Source organism: Microbulbifer thermotolerans, assembly GCF_900112305.1.
Classification (GTDB): Bacteria; Pseudomonadota; Gammaproteobacteria; order Pseudomonadales; family Cellvibrionaceae; genus Microbulbifer; species Microbulbifer thermotolerans.
The window spans coordinates 395253-418080 of sequence record NZ_FOKT01000004.1 but is presented as its reverse complement, the minus strand read 5'-3'; the positions used below and the strand labels follow the sequence as shown (position 1 = coordinate 418080).

At 59.9% G+C, this 22828-nt stretch carries 18 protein-coding genes; 12 read left to right on the top strand and 6 right to left on the bottom strand.

The window, feature by feature from the left end; all coding sequences use genetic code 11:
• Position 1 precedes the first annotated feature (1 nt).
• The gene (locus BM155_RS08750) at positions 2-2308 is read right to left on the bottom strand and encodes a TonB-dependent receptor (RefSeq protein WP_067150907.1); all 2307 of its coding nucleotides are present in this window, start codon (positions 2306-2308) and stop codon (positions 2-4) included.
• Between the two features lie 275 nt (positions 2309-2583).
• The gene (mrcB, locus tag BM155_RS08745) at positions 2584-5106 is read right to left on the bottom strand and encodes a penicillin-binding protein 1B (RefSeq protein ID WP_254773157.1); all 2523 of its coding nucleotides are present in this window, start codon (positions 5104-5106) and stop codon (positions 2584-2586) included.
• Positions 5107-5383: 277 nt separating this feature from the next.
• Here mrcB and BM155_RS08740 point away from each other — a divergent pair, with 277 nt between their 5' ends.
• On the top strand, positions 5384-6382 hold the full coding sequence (locus tag BM155_RS08740) for an adenosine kinase (RefSeq protein WP_067150902.1): 999 nt from the start codon (positions 5384-5386) through the stop codon (positions 6380-6382).
• Between the two features lie 241 nt (positions 6383-6623).
• Here BM155_RS08740 and BM155_RS08735 read toward each other — a convergent pair whose 3' ends face one another.
• The 4 genes from BM155_RS08735 to BM155_RS08720 all read right to left on the bottom strand — a co-directional run bounded on the left by BM155_RS08735 (position 6624) and on the right by BM155_RS08720 (position 10321).
• Positions 6624-8417: an EAL domain-containing protein gene (locus BM155_RS08735; RefSeq protein ID WP_074902477.1), complete on the bottom strand. Its 1794-nt coding sequence runs from the start codon at positions 8415-8417 to the stop codon at positions 6624-6626.
• A 170-nt stretch (positions 8418-8587) separates the two neighbouring features.
• Positions 8588-9157 (bottom strand): YajG family lipoprotein, encoded by a 570-nt coding sequence (locus BM155_RS08730; protein ID WP_074902474.1) that lies wholly within the window; start codon positions 9155-9157, stop codon positions 8588-8590.
• Positions 9158-9222: 65 nt separating this feature from the next.
• Positions 9223-9678 carry a copper chaperone PCu(A)C gene (locus BM155_RS08725; RefSeq protein WP_067150893.1) on the bottom strand — a complete coding sequence of 152 codons (456 nt, stop codon included), beginning with the start codon at positions 9676-9678 and terminating at the stop codon, positions 9223-9225.
• Positions 9679-9697: 19 nt separating this feature from the next.
• Entirely contained in the window at positions 9698-10321 is a 624-nt protein-coding gene (locus BM155_RS08720; RefSeq protein WP_231902435.1) for an N-acetylglucosaminyltransferase, read from the bottom strand.
• A 225-nt stretch (positions 10322-10546) separates the two neighbouring features.
• Here BM155_RS08720 and BM155_RS08715 point away from each other — a divergent pair, with 225 nt between their 5' ends.
• From BM155_RS08715 to coq7, 11 genes are all read left to right on the top strand, one after another.
• Positions 10547-12343: a protein-disulfide reductase DsbD family protein gene (locus tag BM155_RS08715; protein ID WP_074902467.1), complete on the top strand. Its 1797-nt coding sequence runs from the start codon at positions 10547-10549 to the stop codon at positions 12341-12343.
• 260 nt (positions 12344-12603) lie between these two features.
• Entirely contained in the window at positions 12604-13053 is a 450-nt protein-coding gene (aroQ, locus tag BM155_RS08710; protein WP_067150883.1) for a type II 3-dehydroquinate dehydratase, read from the top strand.
• Between the two features lie 25 nt (positions 13054-13078).
• A complete protein-coding gene (gene accB / locus BM155_RS08705) occupies positions 13079-13537 on the top strand; it encodes an acetyl-CoA carboxylase biotin carboxyl carrier protein (RefSeq protein ID WP_067150880.1) in 459 nt (152 codons plus the stop codon).
• A gap of 15 nt (positions 13538-13552) precedes the next feature.
• Entirely contained in the window at positions 13553-14893 is a 1341-nt protein-coding gene (gene accC, locus BM155_RS08700; protein ID WP_067150877.1) for an acetyl-CoA carboxylase biotin carboxylase subunit, read from the top strand.
• 78 nt (positions 14894-14971) lie between these two features.
• Positions 14972-15853, top strand: coding sequence for a 50S ribosomal protein L11 methyltransferase (gene prmA / locus BM155_RS08695; RefSeq protein ID WP_067150874.1), 882 nt, complete (start codon positions 14972-14974; stop codon positions 15851-15853).
• A 340-nt stretch (positions 15854-16193) separates the two neighbouring features.
• The gene (locus tag BM155_RS08690; protein WP_067150871.1) at positions 16194-17354 is read left to right on the top strand and encodes a DUF3426 domain-containing protein; all 1161 of its coding nucleotides are present in this window, start codon (positions 16194-16196) and stop codon (positions 17352-17354) included.
• 218 nt (positions 17355-17572) lie between these two features.
• Positions 17573-18565, top strand: coding sequence for a tRNA dihydrouridine synthase DusB (gene dusB / locus BM155_RS08685; protein ID WP_074902463.1), 993 nt, complete (start codon positions 17573-17575; stop codon positions 18563-18565).
• Positions 18562-18870 carry a DNA-binding transcriptional regulator Fis gene (gene fis / locus BM155_RS08680; RefSeq protein ID WP_067150868.1) on the top strand — a complete coding sequence of 103 codons (309 nt, stop codon included), beginning with the start codon at positions 18562-18564 and terminating at the stop codon, positions 18868-18870. Before dusB ends, fis begins: the two co-directional genes overlap by 4 nt.
• A 210-nt stretch (positions 18871-19080) precedes the next feature.
• Positions 19081-20652: a bifunctional phosphoribosylaminoimidazolecarboxamide formyltransferase/IMP cyclohydrolase gene (gene purH / locus BM155_RS08675; protein WP_067150865.1), complete on the top strand. Its 1572-nt coding sequence runs from the start codon at positions 19081-19083 to the stop codon at positions 20650-20652.
• Positions 20653-20782: 130 nt separating this feature from the next.
• Positions 20783-22075, top strand: coding sequence for a phosphoribosylamine--glycine ligase (gene purD / locus BM155_RS08670; RefSeq protein WP_067150862.1), 1293 nt, complete (start codon positions 20783-20785; stop codon positions 22073-22075).
• 62 nt (positions 22076-22137) lie between these two features.
• Entirely contained in the window at positions 22138-22782 is a 645-nt protein-coding gene (gene coq7, locus BM155_RS08665; RefSeq protein ID WP_217641473.1) for a 2-polyprenyl-3-methyl-6-methoxy-1,4-benzoquinone monooxygenase, read from the top strand.
• Positions 22783-22828: the final 46 nt, after the last annotated feature.

Sequence of the window (22828 nt, the reverse complement as noted above, 5' to 3'; positions counted from 1 at the left end):
GTCAGAACTCGTAGGTTAACGTTGTGCGGAAACTGCGGCCGTCACCCAGGTACATAAACGCCCCGGAGCGGTATGCCGCGGTCCAATACTCTTCATCGAGCAGGTTGCCAATATTGGCCCGCACGGTAAGTCTTTCCGTCGCATGATAGTTAGCGAAGAGCCCCACCACTTGGTAACTGGGGACCACAATGCTGTATTGACCGCTTTCGTGGTCGTAACCCGCCGCAGTATCCGGCTGGCCGCCGTACATTTCACCCTGGTAAGTGTAATCGCCACCAAAAGCGAGGCGCTCTGTCGGCTGATAGCGGATCTGGAAATAGTAACTCTTCTCGGAGAAGTTACTCAGCGCCAGCCCTATGTTCTCTTCGTTGTAAGAATCCAATACTTCGGAATCCATCAGTGTGGCAGAGGCCTGAATACTGAGTTTATCGGTGATATCACCGCTTAGGCCAAACTCCACCCCCTCGACCCGGTTTTCACCGGTATTCAGGGTGCCCAGGGTGGAGTAGCTGTCACCCACACTCTCCATCACGTCACTTTTGGTCATGCGGAAAGCCGCAGCTGTAAACATCAGCTTTTCATCGAAAAGCATCCACTTGGTGCCCAGCTCCAGATTTTCCACCACTTCCGGATCCGCTTGCGCAGCCTGCTCCGGCGTACCGCACAGCCCGCCATAACCACAGTTGGTGCCCAGATCCGACTCGCCGCCATTGATATTGGTCGCGGTGCTGTATGTCGCGTAGACATTGCCGTTTTCGGCTAAGTCATACACCAGGCCCAGGTGGCCGTTGTACATGGTATCGGAATAGGCGTACAGCTGATCGCTGGTGACATTGCTGTAGTCAAAGCGGTCCTGGCGCAGGCCGAAAAAGATATCCATCTTGTCTGTGACGGCAAAGGTGTCCATTACATAGGCCGACACGGTTTCAATGTCATAGAGTGAATCGGCTTCACCACGAGTGAACGTTCGACCCATTACCCGGCCGAGGTCGCTCGCCAGATTGCCCTCCGCATCCAAAATACAGTATGCGCCGGAAACACCTCTACGCCCCGAAGTCAGGCAGTTGGTTTCGTTGCCATACTCGATGTCATAAACGCCGTTATCCACTGACTCGTCGGTGTACTCGAGGCCGAACACCAGTTTGTGCTCCCGACCGAACCATTCGGCATCCCAAAAAAGGTTGAATTGGGTGGTGACATAGTCCACCTCCTGCCAACCTTGATGGGTACTCAGGGTCATGGTGGCAGCACCGGGTGCTTCGGGATCGGTATCGGCCCGGTTGGTACCGTGAAGACCGGTTGTGATGTAACCGTTTTCCGTTTGCCCTGTGCGCGTCGCGTTATAAAAACGCAGCTTGTCGTTGATCTTGTATTCGGTGCGCAGGGTAAAGGTGGTCACCTCGGAATCCAGGAAGTCGTTGTCCTGGGCATACACCGGGATATCCTCTACCGGCTCGCGGACAGTTTTGTCGAAATAGCTGCCCAGATCCGGCTTGTCATGCGCATCCAGATAGTAGACGTCGGCAATGAAAGACAGTTTTTCGGAAGGGTTGTATATACCAGACAATTGTGCACCGTCGCGCTCGCGCTCGATGCCTTCGCGCCCCGGCTTGTCTTCGCTTGCGGACAAGCCATTGATGCGAACTGCCACCTCATCCGACAGTGACAGGTTGTAATCGACTGTAAAACGGCTGTGGTCATCGCTGCCCGCGGCCAGATCTACACGTCCAAAGTTGTAAGCAGTGGAAGCCTTTTTCGTAATGCTGTTGACCGCACCACCGGACGAGCCGCGCCCGGCAAAGGTGGAACTCGGCCCCTTGGTGATTTCGACGCGCTCGGTGGCAAAGCTTTCGCGAGTGGTCATCCCCGGATCGCGCAAACCGTCGACAAACACATCACTGCGCGCCTCGTGCCCACGGATAATATAGCGGTCGCCAAAGGCGTTGCCGTTCTCACCGGTGCCCAGAGTGACTCCTGCCTGGGCATTGAGGATATCTTTCAGGTCGGTCCTGCCGGATTCCTGAATCTGGTCCAGAGTCAACACACTGATCGTTTGCGGCGTATCCACCAGGTCGGCGACCCGGCGGGGGTCCCCCGAACGATCGTAGCGGTAAACCGAGTGCCGCACGCCGTGAATTTCGATGTGCTCTATGGCCTCCTTATCGGCCACGCATTCCACATCTTTTTTATCCTCGCACTCCGGCTCCTCTGCATAGACGGCCGCGGCGTGCGTGCCGAATGCCAACGCCGCAGCAATAGTCTGCGCCCCCAGAGTGAGCGGTGTTTTCTTTGTGTACTGTCCTGACATTATTCTGACCTCCCAAAATGACCCAGCGCCAACGCCGGCGCGGAGTATAGGTGATGTTTGCGCTGAAATAAATATAAATGGCAACTATTATCATTTATATACAAAGGGCAAAGGGGGGGGCGCGACCGCTAAATCCACTCAAAAATAAAGACCGCGAGAGGAAGTCTTCGAGCGGTCAAAAAAAGAGGGGGCCAAGTCTTGTGAAATAACCCTTGCGGACGGGACGCAGTGCGTTGCCCAGGAGGGGGGCGCTTCGCCAGCGCTTCAATCGAGGTTCAAGGCCACTGGTCCTCCAGCTCCCAGGGCTGCGGCGCTTCCCGCTGCCAGGGCTGTGCCTCCACCACCGGCGCGGCGCGGTTGCGGAGATCTTCTTCGCGCCGCGGCAACTGTAGCGGCTCCTCATCCGGCTGGGGGTCCTGTTGGCTTTCATCGTCGCGGCGCAGCTGCTCCTGCAATTGTCGCTCTCGCTCGCGGCGGCGCTCTTCTTCGCTTGGGTCAATTCCCCAGCCCGGTGTCATCTCTTCCCTCGGTGCGGCCTCCTGCTGATCCCCGCGATCAAACCAGTTGCGGAACCAACGCCAGCGGTCGCGCCCCTCACATTCCGGCGCCGGTTGCAAACGCGTCTCATAGGAGAAGGGCAACTCTGTGCCACCGCGGCAATAGTCAGGGTCCATATATTGGCCGCGCTCGTTGACCGGCTTGAACTCCACGCCGCGGGGCGGCTCCACGCGACCGTGACGGTGCGGCAGGCTGCGCATTACCTCGGTCCAGATAGACAGCGCGCCAGTGGCCCCGGTCAGGCTCGTGCGCGCATTATCGTCGCGGCCCAGCCACACCACTGCAGTAACGCCCGGGGAGAAGCCCGCAAACCAACTGTCGCGATAGTCGTTGGTGGTTCCCGTTTTCCCGGCGAAAGCCACACTGCCCGGAAGCCGTCGGAAGGCACTTCTGCCGGTACCCTCGCGCATCGCCTGTTCCAATGCGTAGCGCAGCAAATAGGCGGGCACAGGGTCCACACCGCGGTCAGCGCGACGGCGGAAGTACTGCGCATGGCCGCCGTCCGCATCGGAAACCGCGAGCAGGGTGCGAGGCTCCACATGTTCACCGCCGTTGGCGATGGTCTGGAACATATTGGCCACTTCGAAGGGGGTTAACTCCACCGCGCCCAAAAGCATGGCGGGCACCCGCGGCAAATCCGCCTGCACCCCCAGGCGGCGGATGGTCTGCCGTACATTCTCAAGCCCCAAATCCATTCCCAGGCGCGCCGTGGCCTGGTTATAAGACTTGGCCAGAGCCAGGTACAGGGGCGTGGGGCCGTGACTGCGCTTGTCGAAATTGGAGGGCATCCACACCTGACCATCATCCGACTCGACACGGAGCGGAGCATCCTCAATCGGTGTGGCCAGATTGTATTTATGCGGCCGCTCCAGCGCGGTCAGGTAGACCGCGGGCTTGATCAGAGAGCCCACTTGGCGGCGCGCCTCCAGCGCGCGGTTAAAGCCCGGATAGTGCGGGCGGCGGTCACCAACCATCGCCAGCACCTTGCCACTCTGATTTTCCAGCAATACCGTCGCCGCCTGCAGCGAGTCTTTCTGAATACCGCGCGTCTGCTCTAATTTGGCCGCACCGGCGCTGACCGCGTCTTCCACCACTTTCTGCACCGAGGGCGCCAGCGTGGTGTAGATGCGCAGACCTGCCGTCCGCAGTTCCTCGTAGGAATAATACGGACGCAGCTCTTCCAGCAACCTCTCTGTAAATGCCGGATAGGGGTTTTGCGCGTTGCCGCCGGCGCTGCTCACGCCGAGCGGTTTCGCCTTGTTGGCCCGGTGGGTGTCCGCATCGATCAAGCCCTGCTTGAGCATAATATCGAGCACGGTATTGCGCCGTTCCAATGCCCGCTCCGGATGGCGCCAGGGGTTGTAGTAGGAGGCTCCCTTTGCCAACCCTACCAGCAGTGCGATCTGGTGCGGCTCCAGCCTGTCCAGGGGCCGCTGGAAATAGAACTCGGAGGCCAGGCCAAAGCCGTATATGGCGCGACTTCCCTGCTGGCCCAGCCACACCTCATTGATGTACTCCTGCAGGATATAGCCCTTCTCGTAGTGCAATTCCATCAGGATTGCCATCAGGGCTTCATTGAATTTGCGCCACAGACTTGGCTTGTGGTCAAAAAAGATATTTTTCACCAGCTGCTGAGTGATGGTGGAGCCACCCTGCACCACCTCACCGGCCTTGAGATTGGCCAACATGGCACGGGCAATGCCGCGCGGGGACACACCGAAGTGATTGAGAAAGTCCTGATCCTCCACTGCGATCAGTGTGTTGGCCAGCAGCGGGGGAATATCGGCAAAACGCACTGGGTTGCGATCGTCGCCGCCACCGAGAAGGGTGCCGATGTTCGCGGCGTCGAGCCGGAAGCTTTCCAGGCGCTCACCGTTTTCGTCGCGCAGGTTGCTAATTTCGTCGTTGCGCAGGCGGAAGCTGACCACTGCCGCCGGCTCGCGGCCATCCGCGTGTTGAAAGTCCCGGCGCCACACCCGGTAATCCATTCCGTTCCGGGTCCACTGACCCGGTTCCGTCAATGTATCCCGCTTGCGGTAATTTAACGCTTCAAACTCCGCTTCCAGTTCGTCAGGGCGCATCACCATGCGCTCGCGCAGAATCAGCGGGCGCGCGAATACCCGCGCCGGCAATTGGTACAGGCGACTGTCGAGCCGCTCGCGCAGCTGTACGTCCAGGTAGACCATGTAGCCCGCCAGCGCCAGTACCCCCACCAGTGCCATCAGGCTAAGGCGCACCATCCAACGGTGTAATCTCCCCGGTCTAGACGCATTTTGGCGCCGGCGCTTGTTCGATGCCATATAACGAAGTTTCAGACTATTTAATCAACTATAGATAGAGTGCAATCTGTGGATTGACCGCGGCAGCTGTACAAAAGTTCACCACAAAGAGCAGCACTTCTGGGCCGGCCCTTTATAAGGCTTGCGCAACACAAGTCAAACTCGCCACCTTGCACTTGCCCTGAGGGCGGCGATAATGCGCCGGTTATTTACTCAATCAGCTCCGAAAAGGACGAATATGCACCAGTACGACCTCTACGGCATAGGCGCAGCCTTGCTCGACACGGAAATCGAAGTCACAGACAAGGATCTGCAGAAGCTCGGCGTTGAGAAGGGGGTCATGACCCTGGTGGACGATGCGCGCCAGCGGCAGCTGGTAGCGGATCTGGAGGATCACCTGGTAACCGCCACCCGAGCCTGTGGCGGTTCCGGCGCCAATACGGTAATCGCCGCCAGCTATTTCGGTCTGCGCACTTTCTATTCCTGCAAAGTGGCAGCGGACGACAACGGAGACTTTTATCTCGCCAACCTCGCCAGTGCCGGCGTCGACTACCCGGACGCACTGGATGAAGCGGTCCCGGGCACTACCGGAAAATGTCTTGTTCTGGTCACTCCAGACGCCGAGCGCAGCATGAATACTTACCTGGGCATCAGCGAACAACTGTCGACAACAGAGCTGGACATCCATGCTCTGGCCGCCTCCCGCTGGGCCTATATCGAAGGCTATCTGGTGTCATCGGAAACCGGTCGAGCCGCCGCTATCGCCCTGCGCGAGCAGGCGGAGAAAGCCGGGGTAAAAACGGCGCTCAGCCTCTCCGATCCGGCCATGGTACAGCTGTTCCGGGACGGGCTGGGGGAAATGATTGGCGACGGCGTGGATATGCTCTTTTGTAACCGCGACGAAGCACTGGGCTTTACCGAAACCAATTCCCTCGACGACGCGGCCGCGGCGCTGCAGCGCCACTGCCGCAGCTTTGCCATTACCCTAGGCGCCGAAGGCGCCCTGCTTTGGGATGGCGAGCGGCAGCACCGGGTTTCCAGCCCCAAGGTACACGCAATAGATACCAACGGCGCCGGGGATATGTTTGCCGGCGCCTTCCTCTATGGTATCAACCGCGATATGCCCTTCGCCGAAGCGGGAGAACTCGCCTGCCGGGCGGCGGCTCAGGTAGTGAGTCAGTACGGACCACGGTTGCGGGCGGAGCAACACGCCGAACTTTTGGCGGCGGTTGTTTAAGGAGGAGGGCGCCTAGGGAACCTCTGATTAATTCGAGGGGATACTACGGTGGGTTCCGGGGCGCTCAGGCAATAGGATGGATATTTCGAAAGCGCACAAGTACTTCCCTGTAGCTCCGACGGATACATCCCTGATCCGACGGTTTCGAAATATCCACCCTATCACCTGAGCTTCTCATCCGCCCACGAAGAATCTCTGCCCCCAGAACGTGAATTAATCAGAGTTTCCCTAGTCGGGAGTCTCAGGAACCGCCCTGGGCCTCGACCCCTGGATTCCGGGCCGCTCCACAGATTTCCGGCAGACAGGCGGCGGCAGCGATACCAAAGCCCTGGGCGTAGTCCACTCCCATTAGGCGCAACCGCTCCATCAGTTCAGGGGTCTCGACGTATTCAGCGATGGTTTTTATGCCCATTCGCTTGGCCAAGTGATCGATAGTGCTGACCATTGCACTGTCGATCTCGTCTTCGATCATATTGCGCACAAAGCTGCCATCGATCTTCAGGTAATCCACCGGCAGCTGGCGCAGATAGGCCAGAGAGGAAACACCGCGCCCAAAATCGTCCAAGGCGAAGCTGCAGCCGGCAGCCCGCAACTTGTGGATAAAAATAAGCGCCCGCTCGAGGTTGTTGATCGCACTGGTTTCCGTAATTTCAAACTGCACCCGCGACGGCGCCACCCCCTTCTCGGTCATCTCCCGCAATACATAGTCGGCGAAGGTTTCATCCCCCAGACTGATACCGGATATATTGATCGCATAGTTGAAACCACTCATGCCCATGCGCTGCTCCAGCGCCATGTAGGAGAAGATTTCGCGAATCACCCACCGGTCCACATCCTCGATCAATCCGTATCGCTCCGCCGCAGGCAGGAACAGCCCGGGGGAGATCAAGCCTCCATCCCGACCGCGCATACGCACCAATATCTCGTAATGATGCACCCGCGGCTCGCCCTGAAGCGACACCACCGGCTGGCGGTAGAGTAAAAAACGCTCCTCGCGCAAAGCCGCATGAATCTCCGCCACCCAGGTGGTTTCGCGACGCTTTTCCAGTACCTTGCGCGGGTCGCCGAAAAACTTCACCCGGTTGCGGCCTTGGTCGCGCGCCACGCGGCATGCGTCGTTTACCGACGCCAGCAACTGGGTGGCACTGGGCGCATGGCGGTCCACGGTGACCGCACCGACAGACAACGCCACGCGGCTATCACTACCCTCCCAGCGAAAGGCAAAACCCTTTACCGCCTCCAACAGCCGCGCCACCACCCTGCGCGCCTCTTCCAAGGTGCAGTCGCGCAGCAATACCGCGAACTCGTCACTGCCCACACGTGCAAGCAGATCGGCACTCGACAGGCAACGGCGCAGCAACTGCGCCAATTGTGTGAGCAGTTGGTCACCGGCGCTGTAGCCCAAAGTGTCATTGATCACCTTGAACTGATAGACATCCAGGTACAACAGCACATGGTGTTGACGCCGGTCGACACACAGGGACAAAGTCTGCTGCAATTCGATTTCAAAGAACTGCCGGTTGGGCAACCGGGTCAGGGCATCGTGGCTGTTCTGCCAGCTGAGACGGGAGGAAATACGGCGCGCGGCAGAAGTGTCCCGCAGGACCAGAACAAAGTTGCTAAGGGCTGCGCCATCGCGCACAGCCAACACTTGTACATTAACCTCCAAGGGGCTATGCGATTCACCGGAGTGCCGTATACAGGCGCTGAACTCCCGGACGCTGGGCGCGTCCTCGTCCCCTCCGGACGGCGGTAATATTGGCGGTAAAGGCACGCCCTGAGCATCGTATAACTGCAGGCTGTCATTGAGCATCTGCCCCGGCAGCAGCCCCACCAAATCACCGGTCATCTCACTGACCAGTGGATTGCTATAGGTGATTCGGCCGCGGGCGTCAGTGACAATCACTCCGTCGGCAATCTCCCCCAGCGCCACCTCAGCGGCCTGCAGGCTAATTTGTGCGCCGGGCATCAGGTCACCATCGACCTGAGTTAGCAGGCCGAGATATTCGACGGATTTTGGGTCAAACTCAGTCAAAGCTGCAAGCTCGCGCCTTTAAGTAGTCCTACCGCGCCGACCGGGAACAGCCGCTTGCTCACGGCAGCGGCAATATTGCGATTCCACCGACTCCACTATTCGAGTCCGCGACAATACTCCGTGCACGGTGCCTTCCCTGCCCACCCGCTGTTTCGATGCAAATCACACACTCACAGATGGGTGCGCAAGAAGTTTTTCAGTTTTTCATCCTCAAACGCGCGCTGCAACGTCGCCCCCAAGAGGCCGTTAATGCGCGCTTCGACTTCCTCTCGGCTGGGCTTGATCAGCGTTCGGTCCACGCCACTGGAGCGGTAGCTGCCGAAATAGGTAGCGCCCCCGATCTTCACTTCCAGTTCCACTTCAGCAGAGGTATCCACCTTGCTGGTATACAACTTGTTGGGGCTGTCGTACTTGAGACCGGTCAGTTTTGCCAGCACCTGCACGTCCCCGCCCTCGTCGACCGTGCGGAAAGCCCATTTATCGAAACCACCGCGCAGGGTCGAAGCAATTGCCCCCTCTACATCGTTAGCTAGGCTCACGCGGGCGGTCTCTGCATAGACGCCGCCTAAGGATCCCAGTCCACCGCCCGGCAGCTGATTGACACCGCGCACACTCAAAGTGTACCCGGCGCCGATGGTCTCCGGCACTACCTGTACCTGTGGGTGCACCTGAATCTGCAGTGGACTGTGGGCACAGGCCGCCAGTACACAAGCGCCGAGGAGCAACAACAGCTTTTTCATCAAATCCTCCTGCGTTTTTTCACGCGTTTTTTCGCTTCAATTCGTACCCGGTCAGCGGTAAAAGTTCAGTGGTGGTGATGGTGCTGCGCAGCCACTGGCAGAGCGCGCACCGGCACTTCTACCTCCAGTACCGCGCCGCTGGCAAAGTGCAAGCGCAATTGCAATTGTTCACCGGCCCGCAACTTGACACCGTGCAACATCAGGTGCGTACCACCGGGGGCCATACGCACTTCGCCACCGGCGGGAATCACTAGTGAAGCCAGAGGACGCATGCGGCTGACACCGTCGTCGTCCACAGTTGTATGCAGCTCCACCATGGCACCATCAATATCCGGCAGTTCAACGGACTGCAATTGCATGTCGCCAGTGCCCTCGTTGTGGAAAGAGAGGTAGGCCGCGGTCATCGCCGCGCCCGGCAAAGTTTCACGGGCGTAGCCTTGCACCCGCACAGTTTGCGCCCAGACCGACGCGCCAATGCCCAAAAAAAACACGGTATACAGAAAAATGTGCACTCCTCGCATCATCGCCTCCTGCCAGATTTCATTCCGTATTTCCACCAAGTTGCAGTAGCAACCGCGGCGGGCTGCCCAGCTTGATATCCCCCCGCACACGGTAGCCGGGCACTGCCTCGCGCAATTGTTGATAGATCCAGCGCCCCTCTGCATCGGTGCGTGCCACGATAATCACCCGCAATCCATCATTGCGGATGCGCTCCGCGGCGCGGTGCAACAAAGCCACCACTGCGTCCGACTTTGCATCCAGTTGCCCGACCGGTAGTTCCAAGCTCTCGCCCTGGGGCAGATCCTGGCGCGCGCGACTGAGCTCTCGCGCCAACTGTGCACGCACCTCCATCACCAGTGGATTGCCCGGTGCCAGTTCTTCGGCGCGGCTTAAATAGGTGTTCACTTCCCCGAAAGACCTCTTGCGCAGCGCATTGCGGGCCCGCTCGACGAATTCGATCACTATGGCTTGTATACCCCCGGCGGCACGGCGGTTATCCGGATCCAATTGCCTTGCGCGCAGATAATAGTCATATGCGCTGGCGCCTGCGGGATAAATCAAAAGCCCCTGGTGCAGGGCCTCTTCGGCGCGATCGAGAAAGAACTCAACATTGCGCCTGCGTATTTCCTCCGGCGAGGGTGCTGTCGGCTCTGGTTCCGGCAAAGGTATCGCGCGCGGTGATGGTATCGGCGGCCTGGTGGTTACACAGCCCCCCAAATACAGGACCAACAACAAACTAAAAGTGCGAAGACGGTCAATTGACGACAAGCCAACCCCCAACTGTTGTTTTTTTGCGACACCGCCGTCGCTATACTGCCGGCTCGACCGAACCCCTGCCGACGGCGTCAGTCAAAGGCTCTCGTCAGACTATAATGAATTTTTACTCCGATGACTGTGATAACCAAGCGCTTCTCCAAAATTTTCCTCCCCTTGCTGACAGTCCTAACGCTGGCTTTCGGCACAGGGAGCAGCACATTGGCGTCGGATTCCCCTTTTGCCTCCCTGGCCGCGAGTGACGCAGAGTTCCTCCCGGTTGACCAAGCCTACCAGCAGGACTTCCTCTTCTCCGGCGACAACATCAGCACCATCTTCCAAATAGCGCCAGGCTACTACCTCTACCGGGACAAGCTGGCCTTGTATCACATTGACGGCGGCACCAAGAAAGAACTGCCCCTGACCCTGCCCGAGGGCGAAGTCATCTGGGACGACTACTTCGAGAAGGAAACAGAGGTCTACCGGCTGCAGCTGGAAATTCCCCTGGCGGTGCAGAGCGCTGGCCCACTGCAATTGGAAATCCACTACCAAGGCTGTGCCGACGCCGGTCTCTGCTATCCACCCCAGGTGCGCCACTTTGAGCTAGATCCTACAAAAGCGAGCGCCACACCGGTCACAGCCCCCACCGCACGAAGCAGCATTCCCCCCTCAAGCGGTACGGACACCAATACCGACATGACCCTGGCCCTGGCGGTGGTGCTGGCCTTTGCCGGGGGACTACTGCTGAATCTGATGCCCTGCGTCTTTCCGGTACTTTCGATCAAGCTGCTGGCAATCAGCCAGACCTCGCAACAGGCGGGCCAGCGGCGCCTGCACGGCTGGGCCTACAGTATTGGCGTGGTAGTGAGCTTTGTGTTGATCGCGGCACTGATGCTGACCCTGCGCGCGGGCGGCGAAGCTGTCGGCTGGGGCTTCCAGCTGCAGTCCCCCTGGCTGGTGGCAGCCCTGGCCTACCTGTTTTTCACCATGGGGCTCAGCCTCTCCGGCCTGACCGCGTTCGGCACCCGCCTGATGGGACTCGGCAGCGGCGTCAGCGCACACCCCGGGCTGCGTGGCTCCTTCGCCACAGGCGCTCTGGCAACCCTGGTGGCGAGTCCCTGCACGGCACCGCTGATGGGATCCGCACTGGGCTTCGCGGTCACTCAACCGGCGGCGGTGGCGCTGGCGGTCTTCGCCGCGCTGGGCGCCGGCATGGCGGCACCCTTTCTGTTGCTGACCTATATTCCGGCCCTGGCGGATCGCCTGCCGCGCCCGGGCCCCTGGATGGACAAGTTAAAACAACTCCTCGCCTTCCCGATGTACCTGACCGCCGTGTGGCTATTGTGGGTGTTGGGTCGCCAGAGCGGCAGCGACGGCGTGGCGCTGGTCCTGGCCGGCGCAGTGGCCATCGCCTTTGCCCTGTGGATATGGCCCCACGCGCTTGAAGCCGGCAGCAAATGGCGCTGGGGTAAAAGCGCGGTAGCTCTGCTGGCACTGGCTTTTGCTGTCGGTCTTCTGCCGCAACTGAATACAGTGGAAGCCTCTTCGGAAACCGCCAGCGGCTACTGGCAGCCCTATTCGCCCGAACGACTGGAAGAAGCGCGCAGCCAAGGACGCCCGGTGCTGGCCAATATGACCGCCGCCTGGTGCATCACCTGCCTGGCCAACGAAAAGGTGGTGTTATCCAGCGACGAAATCGTCACGGCGGTGGAGCAACTGGGGGTAGTGGCACTGAAAGGCGACTGGACCAACCAAGATCCACAAATCAGCGAATTGCTGGCCAAATACGGCCGCACCAGTGTCCCCCTCTACCTGCTCTTCCCCGCCGGTGGAGGCGAGGCAAAAGTCCTGCCGCAGATCCTGACCCGCGAGGGCCTGCTGGCGGAACTGCAGTCGGCCGCCGAAGGTGGGCTCGGCACTTCCATGCGTTGAGCAGGGCAGAAGTGCGCCACTGTAGCCAGACCCACCGGCAAAAAGGACAAACGCAATATTTCTGCGCTGAATATCAGTGAAAAGCCGCCGAAATGCGGCTAACTTCAGCAAGCTGTGCCGCAGGCATGGACATAGAGTCACTTTTGCGGCACACTCACCCCGGCTGTCGGGCACACAATCCGCAATCTTTAGTTTTTCCGCAAGATTGTAGATTTTCACCGGTTTTTTCTAACTGTTTTGCGCCTTTTTGAGAGCATTCCATGGCAAAACTTCTCCTGCTGCACGGCCCCAATCTCAACTTGCTCGGTACGCGTGAGCCGGAAATCTACGGTGCCACCACCCTGGCGCAGATCAACGAGGCGGCGCGCCTCCAGTGCGAAGCTGCCGGCCACCAGCTGCAGACGCTGCAAAGCAATAGCGAAGCGGCGCTGATCGAGCGCATACATACAGCCCGGGACGAGGGCGTGGATTTTATCGTGATCAACCCGGCAGCGTTTACCCATACCAGCGTAGCGCTGCGCGACGCACTGGCGGCTGTGGCCATACCGTTTATCGAGCTGCACCTGTCCAACCCCCATGCGAGAGAGGAATTCCGCCGCCACTCCTATTTTTCCGATCTGGCCCGCGGGGTCGTGTGCGGCTTCGGCGCGCACAGTTACACCCTGGCCCTGCAGGCAGCCATTTTTCAACTGGACACAACGACCAAATAGCGAACCAACACTGTGAGTGAACATTATGGATATCCGCAAGATTAAAAAACTGATTGAACTGCTCGAGGAATCGGATATCGGCGAGCTGGAAATCAAGGAAGGAGAAGAGTCCGTGCGCATCAGCCGCGGTGTCAGCGGTGCCCCCCAGGCGGCTCCCGTTTACGCGGCGCCCGCGGCCCCTGCCGCCGCGCCCGCACCGACTCCAGCGCCGGCAGCCGCTGAAACCCAAGAAGAAGCACCGGCAATCACTGGCCACGTGGTCAAATCGCCGATGGTCGGCACTTTCTACGCCGCCCCCAGCCCCGGCGCCGAGCCTTTCGTGAAGGTCGGCCAGCAGGTGAAAGTGGGAGACGTGATCTGCATCGTCGAAGCGATGAAGATGATGAACCAGATCGAAGCCGACAAGGCCGGAACCATCGAAGCCATTCTGGTGGAAAACGGTCAGCCGGTAGAGTTCGACCAGCCGCTCGTGACCATCGTCTGAGCGGGGTGAATCGGCATGTTTGAAAAAGTACTGATCGCCAACCGGGGCGAAATCGCGCTGCGCATACTGCGCGCCTGCAAGGAGATGGGCATCGCCACCGTGGCCGTTCACTCCCAGGTAGACCGCGACCTGAAACACGTGCGCCTCGCCGACGAGTCTGTGTGCGTGGGCCCCAATCCTTCGCCCCAGAGCTACCTGAACATCCCCTCAATCATCGCCGCAATGGAAATCACAGATGCCCAGGCGGTGCACCCCGGCTACGGCTTTCTGGCGGAAAACGCCGATTTCGCCGAACAGGTGCAAAAGAGCGGCTTTACGTTTATCGGCCCCGACCCCGATGTGATCCGGCTCATGGGAGACAAGGTTTCCGCCATCGCAGCCATGAAAAAGGCCGGAGTTCCCACGGTGCCCGGCTCCAACGGACCGCTGCCGGATAACGGCGAACGCTGCCTGGCAATCGCCCGCGAGATCGGCTACCCGGTCATCATCAAGGCCGCCGCCGGTGGTGGCGGGCGCGGCATGCGCGTGGTACACACAGAGGCAGCCCTTCTGAACGCCATTTCCGTCACCCGCTCCGAGGCCGAGGCCGCCTTCGGCGACGGCACAGTGTACATGGAGAAATTCCTGCAGAACCCACGCCACGTGGAGATCCAAGTGTTGTCCGACGGCCAAGGCAACGCCATCCATCTGGGTGACCGCGACTGCTCCCTGCAGCGGCGCCACCAGAAGGTTCTGGAGGAGGCGCCAGCCCCTGGCATCCCCGACGAGGTGCGCAGCCAGGTACAGGAATCATGCGTACAGGCCTGCATCGACATCGGCTATCGCGGCGCGGGCACCTTCGAATTCCTTTACGAGGACGGGCGTTTCTACTTCATTGAAATGAACACCCGCATCCAGGTGGAGCACCCGGTCACGGAGATGGTCACCGGTGTCGACCTGATTAAAGAACAAATCCGCGTCTGCGCGGGCGAAAAGCTCTCTATCCGGCAAGAGGATATCTCGATCCGGGGCCACGCTTTTGAGTGCAGGATCAACGCCGAAGACCCGAAGACCTTCTTCCCCTGCCCCGGCAAGGTCAACAACTTCCATACCCCCGGTGGACTGGGTGTACGGGTCGACTCACACCTTTACTCCGGTTACACAGTACCGGCCAATTACGATTCCATGATCGCCAAGATCATCACCCACGGCGAGGACCGCCAAGAGGCCCTAGCGCGTATGCGTGTGGCCCTGTCGGAACTGATTGTCGACGGCATCAAAACCAATATTCCGCTACAGGAAGAACTGGTGCGCGACGAGGCCTTCGCCCAGGGTGGAGTCAACATCCACTATCTCGAGAAAAAACTGGAGCTATAGCTCCGCCGCGGGGCCGGAAAGGAATATCCGGCCCCTGTTCCGATGACACCCACAACCAACCTTCACCACTGAATTACCATGCCCTGGCTCCAACTCCGTGTAGATACCGATCGCGAACACGCTGAAAAAATCGAGGAAGCGCTGCTTTTCGCCGGCGCGGTGTCCGTCACGCTGCAGGACAACGCCGACCAACCGATCCTGGAGCCCGGCCTCGGCGAAGTGCCGCTGTGGGACCACACCCGGGTCACCGGCCTCTTCGACGCGGAAGTAGATACCGCCGTGACCGAAGCCAAGGCCGCCGCCTACTTGTGTGAGCTGCTGCCCAACGCCCGCTGGGAACAGCTGGAGGACAAAGACTGGGAACGGGAGTGGATGTCCCATTACAAGCCGATCCGCTGCGGGGACAAACTGTGGATCTGTCCCAGCTGGTGTGAACCGCCGGAGCCCGAAGCCGTCAACCTGTTGCTCGACCCGGGGCTCGCTTTCGGTACCGGCACCCACCCCACCACCTTTCTGTGCCTGCAGTGGCTGGGACAGGAAAACCTGACCGGCAAAAACGTCATCGACTTCGGCTGCGGCTCCGGCATCCTGGGTATAGGCGCCATACTGCTCGGTGCAGCGCGCGCCTCGGGCACCGACATAGACCCGCAAGCCCTAATCGCCAGCCGCGACAACGCCGAGCGCAACGGCATAGACCCCGCCCGCTTTCCGGTCTATCTGCCGGAGCAACTGCCGCGGGAAAAGGCCGACATAGTACTAGCCAACATTCTCGCCGGTCCGCTGGTGGAACTGGCGCCGCAACTGAGCGAATTGACCCGCATAGGGGGACGCATCTGCCTGTCCGGCATACTTTCTTCTCAGGCGGACCAGGTTAAAGCGGCCTACCGGGAGTGGATCGACTTCGACGCGGACGGGCTACATGAAGACTGGGTGCGCCTCAGCGGCACCCGCGTACGCTAGGCACCGATAAATCGGTACAAGCGCTGCTACGGGCTCGCGGGCGCCTAAGGAGCCTCTGATGAATTCACCTGAGCACAGTCGTTGGTTCCGGGGCGCTCAGGTAATGGGATGGATATTTCGAAAACGCACGAGTACTTCCCTGTAGCTCCGCCGGATACGTCCTTGTATCCGACGGTTTCGAAATATCCATCCCACCACCTGAGCTTCTCATTTGGGTGATAGGTCTCTTTGTCGTCCAGGAGCCAATGAATCAGAGTCTCCCTAACACAAGGTGAACAAGGTTCGCCGTCACGCAACCTGCTGCTACACTTGGCGCCCCGATAAAAATTACGCAACTCGCATGTCGCAACTGGTTACCCGCTGCCCCCATTGCAGCACACCGTTTCACGTCAATGAGCAGCAACTGCGCGCAGCCCGCGGCGCAGTGCGTTGCGGCTCTTGCCTGCAGGTATTCCGCGCCGACGAGAACATTGTCTTCGACGAAGGCGCTCCCTCTGAACACAAACGCCTGGAGGCGCTGCTTGAGGACGACGACATCCTGATTCACGACGATATGGATCTGGAGGATGAAGAAGAGACGACAGCGCCCACCGACAAAACCCCGCCGCCCCCGAGCGCGGTGCGCGAAGAGGACGAACAACCACTGATCGACGACGCCTTTGGCGATAGCCAATGGCAGGAAATCGCCGCCGCGCCGAGTGCGATACAGGAAGACGGCGACGAAGAAGACGACGACAACGAAGTTCTGCTGGACGACGATTGGGATGACACCCCATGGGCAAATGAAATCCCCCAAGCGCCGCAAAAGCCTGACTCCACCCCACCGCCAACAAACCGGGAAGAGCGGAAGCCCCCCCGGAGTGCACTGAGTGGACAAACGCGGCATACCCCTCTGCCCAACACATCAAAAGAGACCTCTGCCAGTGCGGCCTCTCACGATTTTGCCGCAGGCTCCGAGCGCGAGCGGCTGATCTCCGCCATAGAACCCGCACCTCTGGAAGTCGCCTGGTCTCCACACCGCGAAAGACGTGTCCCGGGCTGGCTCTGGACACTGTTGGCACTGCTGCTCGCCGCCGGCATCCTGGCGCAGGTCGCCTATTTCCGCTTCGACAGCCTGAGCAAGCGACAGCCGTGGAGAAACATTTACGCTGCGGTCTGTCCAATGCTGGACTGTGAGCTGCCGCCGCAAGTGGATCTGCAGGCCATACACACCTCCAATCTGGTGGTGCGCAGCCACGCACAAATTCAGGGCGCCCTGGTGGTGGACGCGATTCTGCTCAACACGGCGCCCTTCGATCAGCCCTTTCCGCGGCTGTTACTGAGCTTCAGGGACCTGAAGAACAAACCAGTCGCGAGCCGACTTTTCGAACCCGAAGACTATTTGCAGGGCGAACTGGCCGGGCGCCGACAAATGCCCAGCGGAAGCCCGGTCCACATCGGAATAGAGATCGTGGACCCGGGCAAAGAGGCGGTGAACTACGAGCTGCAAATTGCCCCTTGAGCGCCGCATCTCGCCCTGTAACACCAGCACAAAATGGCGCGTGAACCCGCAAAAATTGACCAAACCGCAGGCTAAACGAGCACAACACAATCAATTTGCGCGTTTTTTCGCTTTGCCAACGCCAGGGCAGCGGCTATCATAGGCCGCTGTTTTTACCCGGCCGGGAGCGATTTGGTCCCGATTTTGTGAAAGCCCCCTGACGCCCGAGCGGAGCAACAGTGTCCATCGCCATAGGTCCTTACATTATCGACAACCCGGTAATTTTGGCTCCTATGGCTGGGGTTACCGACCGCCCTTTCCGCCAGCTGTGCCGAAAACTTGGTGCGGGCTTGGTGGTGTCGGAGATGGTGACAGCGGATACCCGCCTGTGGAACAGCCGCAAGTCGCGGTTCCGCCTGGAGCACACCGGCGAGGTGGCGCCAATATCGGTGCAGATCGCCGGTGGCGACCCACATATGATGGCTGAAGCGGCACGGGAAAACGTCAGGCGCGGCGCTCAGATCATCGATATCAACATGGGCTGCCCGGCGAAGAAGGTTTGCAAAAAGGCGGCGGGCTCCGCCCTACTGCGGGACGAGAAACTGGTCGCGGACATACTGCAAGCTGTAGTGCAGTCTGTCTCTGTCCCCGTAACCCTAAAGATCCGCACGGGCTGGTGTCCTGCATCTCGCAACGGGGTCCGGGTGGCTAAAATGGCCGAAGACATCGGCGTCTCCGCACTGGCGGTACACGGTCGCACCCGCGCCTGTGGCTACCACGGCCAAGCCGAATTCGATACCATTGCCGAGATTGTATCCACGGTGAAAATTCCAGTTTTCGCCAATGGTGACATCGCCAGTGCGGAACGGGCCCGGGATGTGCTCGACTACACCGGCGCAGCTGCAGTGATGATTGGCCGTGCAGCACAGGGACGGCCTTGGATTTTCCGCGAGATAAACCACTATCTCGCCACCGGTGAGCGGCTGCCCGAACCCTCACTGGCAGAAATCAGGGACATTTTGCTCGCCCATTTGGGCGAATTGCACCGTTTCTACGGTGAAGAAATGGGGGTCCGTATCGCCCGCAAGCACGTGGGTTGGTACCTGAAGACACTCGCGGGGAGCGAGTCCTTTCGCAAGACCTTTTTCAAATTAGATAGCGCAGAAGCACAACATGCCAGCGTTCAGCAGTGGTTTGAACGCCGAATAACGAGAGGGGCACAAGCGGCATGAATAACGAAGCACTAATTCCGGATGCTAGCAACGAAGAGGTATCCGTCGGGGGACAGACTCAACTGGCGCAGCCGCAGCAGCAATCCCTGCGCGACGCCGTCGAGCAGGCGATGGAAAACTATTTCCGCCACCTGGATGGGCAAATGGTCACCGACGTTTACGATATGGTGCTGTCCGAAATAGAAGCGCCTATGCTGGAAGTGGTTATGAAACACACGCGCCACAACCAGACCCGGGCCGCGCAGCTGCTGGGCCTGAACCGCGGCACCCTGCGCAAAAAGCTGAAACGCTACGGGCTGCTGTAAGCTAGTCGCGGCACTGTAGCCGAACAACGCGAGGGGGGATGAGGTCACTCATCCCCCCTCGCCGTTTGCTGACGCGGGATTTCCCCTAGACCGCAACCGCCGGATGTCTTCATCGATGCGCAGGCACCGAAGTTGCGGACGCCAGCAGCAGAATTTCCCCGCCCCACTGGGGGTAGAACCCTTTTCTGTAACCTGGATGGATTAACTGCTATGACTGACAAGGTTGCGATTCGCCGCGCGCTGATCAGCGTATCGGACAAAAGCGGAATCGTGGACTTCGCCCGGCAACTCAGTGAAATGGGCGTTGAAATACTCTCCACTGGCGGCACGCACCGCCAGCTGAAGGAGGCCGGTATCCCGGTAGTGGAAGTCTCCGATTACACCGGTTTTCCCGAGATGATGGACGGGCGGGTAAAGACCCTGCACCCGAAGGTGCACGGCGGCATCCTCGGTCGCCGCGGCACCGACGACGACGTGATGGCTAAACAGGGTATCAGCCCAATCGATATGGTTGTGGTCAACCTCTACCCCTTCGCCCAGACAGTCGCCAAGCCGGACTGCACACTGGCGGACGCCATCGAAAATATCGATATCGGGGGCCCGACCATGGTCCGCGCGGCGGCCAAGAACCACAAGGATGTCGCCATCGTCGTCAATGCCGGGGATTACGACACCATCATTGCGGAAATGAAAGCCAACAGCGGCGCCCTGAGCCAGGCCACCCGCTTTGATCTGGCGGTCAAAGCCTTCGAACACACGGCCAGCTACGACGGCGCCATCGCCAACTATCTGGGCGCCCTCAAAGACGGCCAGCAGCAACCCTTCCCGCGCACCTTCAACAGCCAGTTCATCAAAAAGCTGGATCTTCGCTACGGTGAAAACCCCCATCAGAAAAGCGCTTTCTATGTGGAAGCTGCGCCGGCGGAAGCCGGTATCGCCACCGCGGTTCAATTGCAGGGCAAAGCGCTTTCCTATAACAATATCGCCGACACCGATGCGGCCCTGGAGTGTGTCAAATCCTTCAGCGAACCGGCCTGCGTGATCGTCAAGCACGCCAACCCCTGCGGTGTGGCCATCGCCGACAGCATCGGCGCGGCCTACAACCTGGCCTTTGAAACCGACAGCGAATCCGCCTTCGGCGGTATCATCGCCTTCAACCGGGAACTGGATGGCGCCACTGCAAAAGCCATAGTCGAACGTCAGTTTGTTGAAGTGATTATCGCCCCGTCCATTTCCGAAGAAGCCAAAGCCGCTGTGGCTGAGAAAAAGAACGTACGCCTGCTTGCCTGTGGCCAGTGGAGTGAAACCCGCCAGCCGGCGCTGGACTACAAGCGCGTCAACGGTGGTTTGCTGATTCAAGACCGCGACGACGGCGCAGTCACTGAAGCAGATCTCAAAGTGGTCACTAAGCGCCAGCCCACAGAGGAAGAAATCCGCGACTTGTTGTTTACCTGGAAGGTCGCCAAGTTCGTGAAGTCCAACGCAATTGTCTACGGTCGCGACGGCCGCACCATTGGTGTCGGCGCGGGCCAGATGAGCCGCGTTAACTCCGCCCGCATCGCGGCGATCAAAGCGGACCACGCGGGACTTGAGGTGGCGGGCTCCGTTATGGCCTCCGACGCCTTCTTCCCCTTCCGCGACGGCATCGACAACGCCGCTGCCGCCGGTATCCGCGCAGTCATTCAACCGGGCGGCTCGGTGCGCGACGAAGAGGTTATCGCTGCCGCGGACGAGCACGATATGGCCATGGTCTTTACCGGCATGCGCCATTTCCGCCATTGACAACCGGTTGCGACTGCAAACCGGTCATTAAAGCCGGCACAAAATGGGCCGGCTTTTTCTTGCCCACCCTATTCCGGGCTAAAATAGCGCACTTATTGGATTACACCGGCCGACTGAGGGGGATTTGAACATGAACATATTGGTGATTGGCGCCGGCGGCCGCGAGCACGCCCTGGCATGGAAGGCGGCGCAGAATCCCGCCGTCGACACTGTTTTCGTCGCCCCGGGCAACGCGGGCACCGACCGCGAACCCAAACTGCAAAACGTGGCCATCGGTGTGGACAACTTTTCCGCCCTGGCGGATTTCGCCGAGGAAAACGACGTAGAGCTGACCATCGTAGGCCCCGAGGCGCCGCTGGTAGACGGTATCGTCGACTTCTTCAACGGGCGCGGCCTGTCCATCTTTGGCCCCAGCAAGGCTGCGGCACAACTGGAGGGCTCAAAAGCCTTCACCAAGGACTTTCTCGAGCGTCACAATATTCCCACCGCCGCCTACCGCAACTTTACTGAGATTGAGCCCGCGATCGAATACATCCGCGAACGCGGTGCACCTATTGTGGTGAAGGCGGACGGCCTGGCTGCGGGCAAGGGCGTCATCGTCGCCGAATCGGTGGAGCAAGCGGAGCTGGCCGTGCGCGACATGCTGTCCGGCAACGCCTTCGGCGAAGCCGGCTGCCGCGTGGTGATCGAAGAGTTCCTGCAAGGCGAAGAGGCCAGCTTCATCGTCATGGTGGACGGCGAACATATACTGCCGATGGCCACCAGCCAGGACCACAAGCGCGTCGGCGACGGCGACACAGGCCCCAACACCGGCGGTATGGGCGCCTATTCTCCCGCGCCCGTCGTTACCGACAGTGTCTATCAACGTATCATGCGCGAAGTGATAGAGCCCACCGTTAAAGGGCTCGCCGCCGAGGGCATGCCCTACACCGGTTTCCTCTATGCCGGTCTGATGATAGACCCGGAGGGCGCACCCAAGGTGATCGAATACAACTGCCGCTTCGGCGATCCGGAAACCCAGCCGATCATGATCCGCCTCAAGTCCGACCTGGTGGAATTGTGTCAAGCTGCCCTGGACAAGCGTCTGGATCAAGTAGAGGCCGAGTGGGATCCGCGCCCGGCATTGGGAGTGGTGCTCGCGGCGCACGGCTACCCTGGCAGCTACCGCAAAGGCGACGCTATCAGTGGTCTGGATCGCGCGGACGACGACTGTGACACCAAGGTGTTCCACGCCGGTACGGCGCTGGATGGCGAACGGGTAGTCACCAATGGCGGCCGCGTACTCTGTGCCACCGCCCTGGGAGATACCGTCGCCGCCGCGCAGGCCAACGCCTACGCCTGCGCGCGTAATATTTACTGGGACGGCGCCTTCTACCGCAAGGATATCGGCTTCCGCGCGGTGGAGCGGGAGGAAAACCAGTAATCACTGTCCAGGCGAGGCCACTGACCGCTATCCCTCTAAGTACAGATACGGAGCTGCAAATTATGAGTGAGCGCAAACTGACCGCCCTGGATCATCTACTGCTACAAGCGGACCGCGCCCTGCGAACCTTGAGTCCCGGCGCGCCCATTTGCGGGCGGCAAACTCCGGCCGCGGCCGAGGAAGAGACGGAAATGTCCGAGGCGGAACGCAAGCACGCGGCCGGGTTGATGCGGGTTAACCACAGTGGCGAAGTGTGTGCTCAGGCCCTCTACCAGGGCCAGGCGCTGACCGCCAAACTGCCGGAAGTGCGATCTGAAATGGAACGCGCTGCCGACGAGGAAATAGACCACCTGGCCTGGTGCGAGCAGCGCCTGCGCGAGCTAGACAGCCGCCCCAGCCTACTCAACCCTCTCTGGTACGGGCTCTCCTTTGCCCTGGGCGCCACCGCCGGCAAGGTCAGTGATCGCATCAGTCTCGGTTTCGTAGCTGCCACCGAGGAGCAGGTTTGCAAGCACCTGCAGAGCCACCTCGAGCGGCTGCCGGCCCAGGACAAGAAAAGTCGTGCTGTGGTCGAGCAAATGCTGATAGACGAGGAAAAACACGGTCACACCGCGCTGGAGGCCGGCGGCGCCCGTTTCCCGGCACCGGTGAAAAAGCTGATGACCCTTGTCTCCAAGGCGATGACATCAACCAGCTACCGAATCTAAACGAAACCGCCGCAGCCACCTTCCGGGATGACTGCGGCGGTTGTTA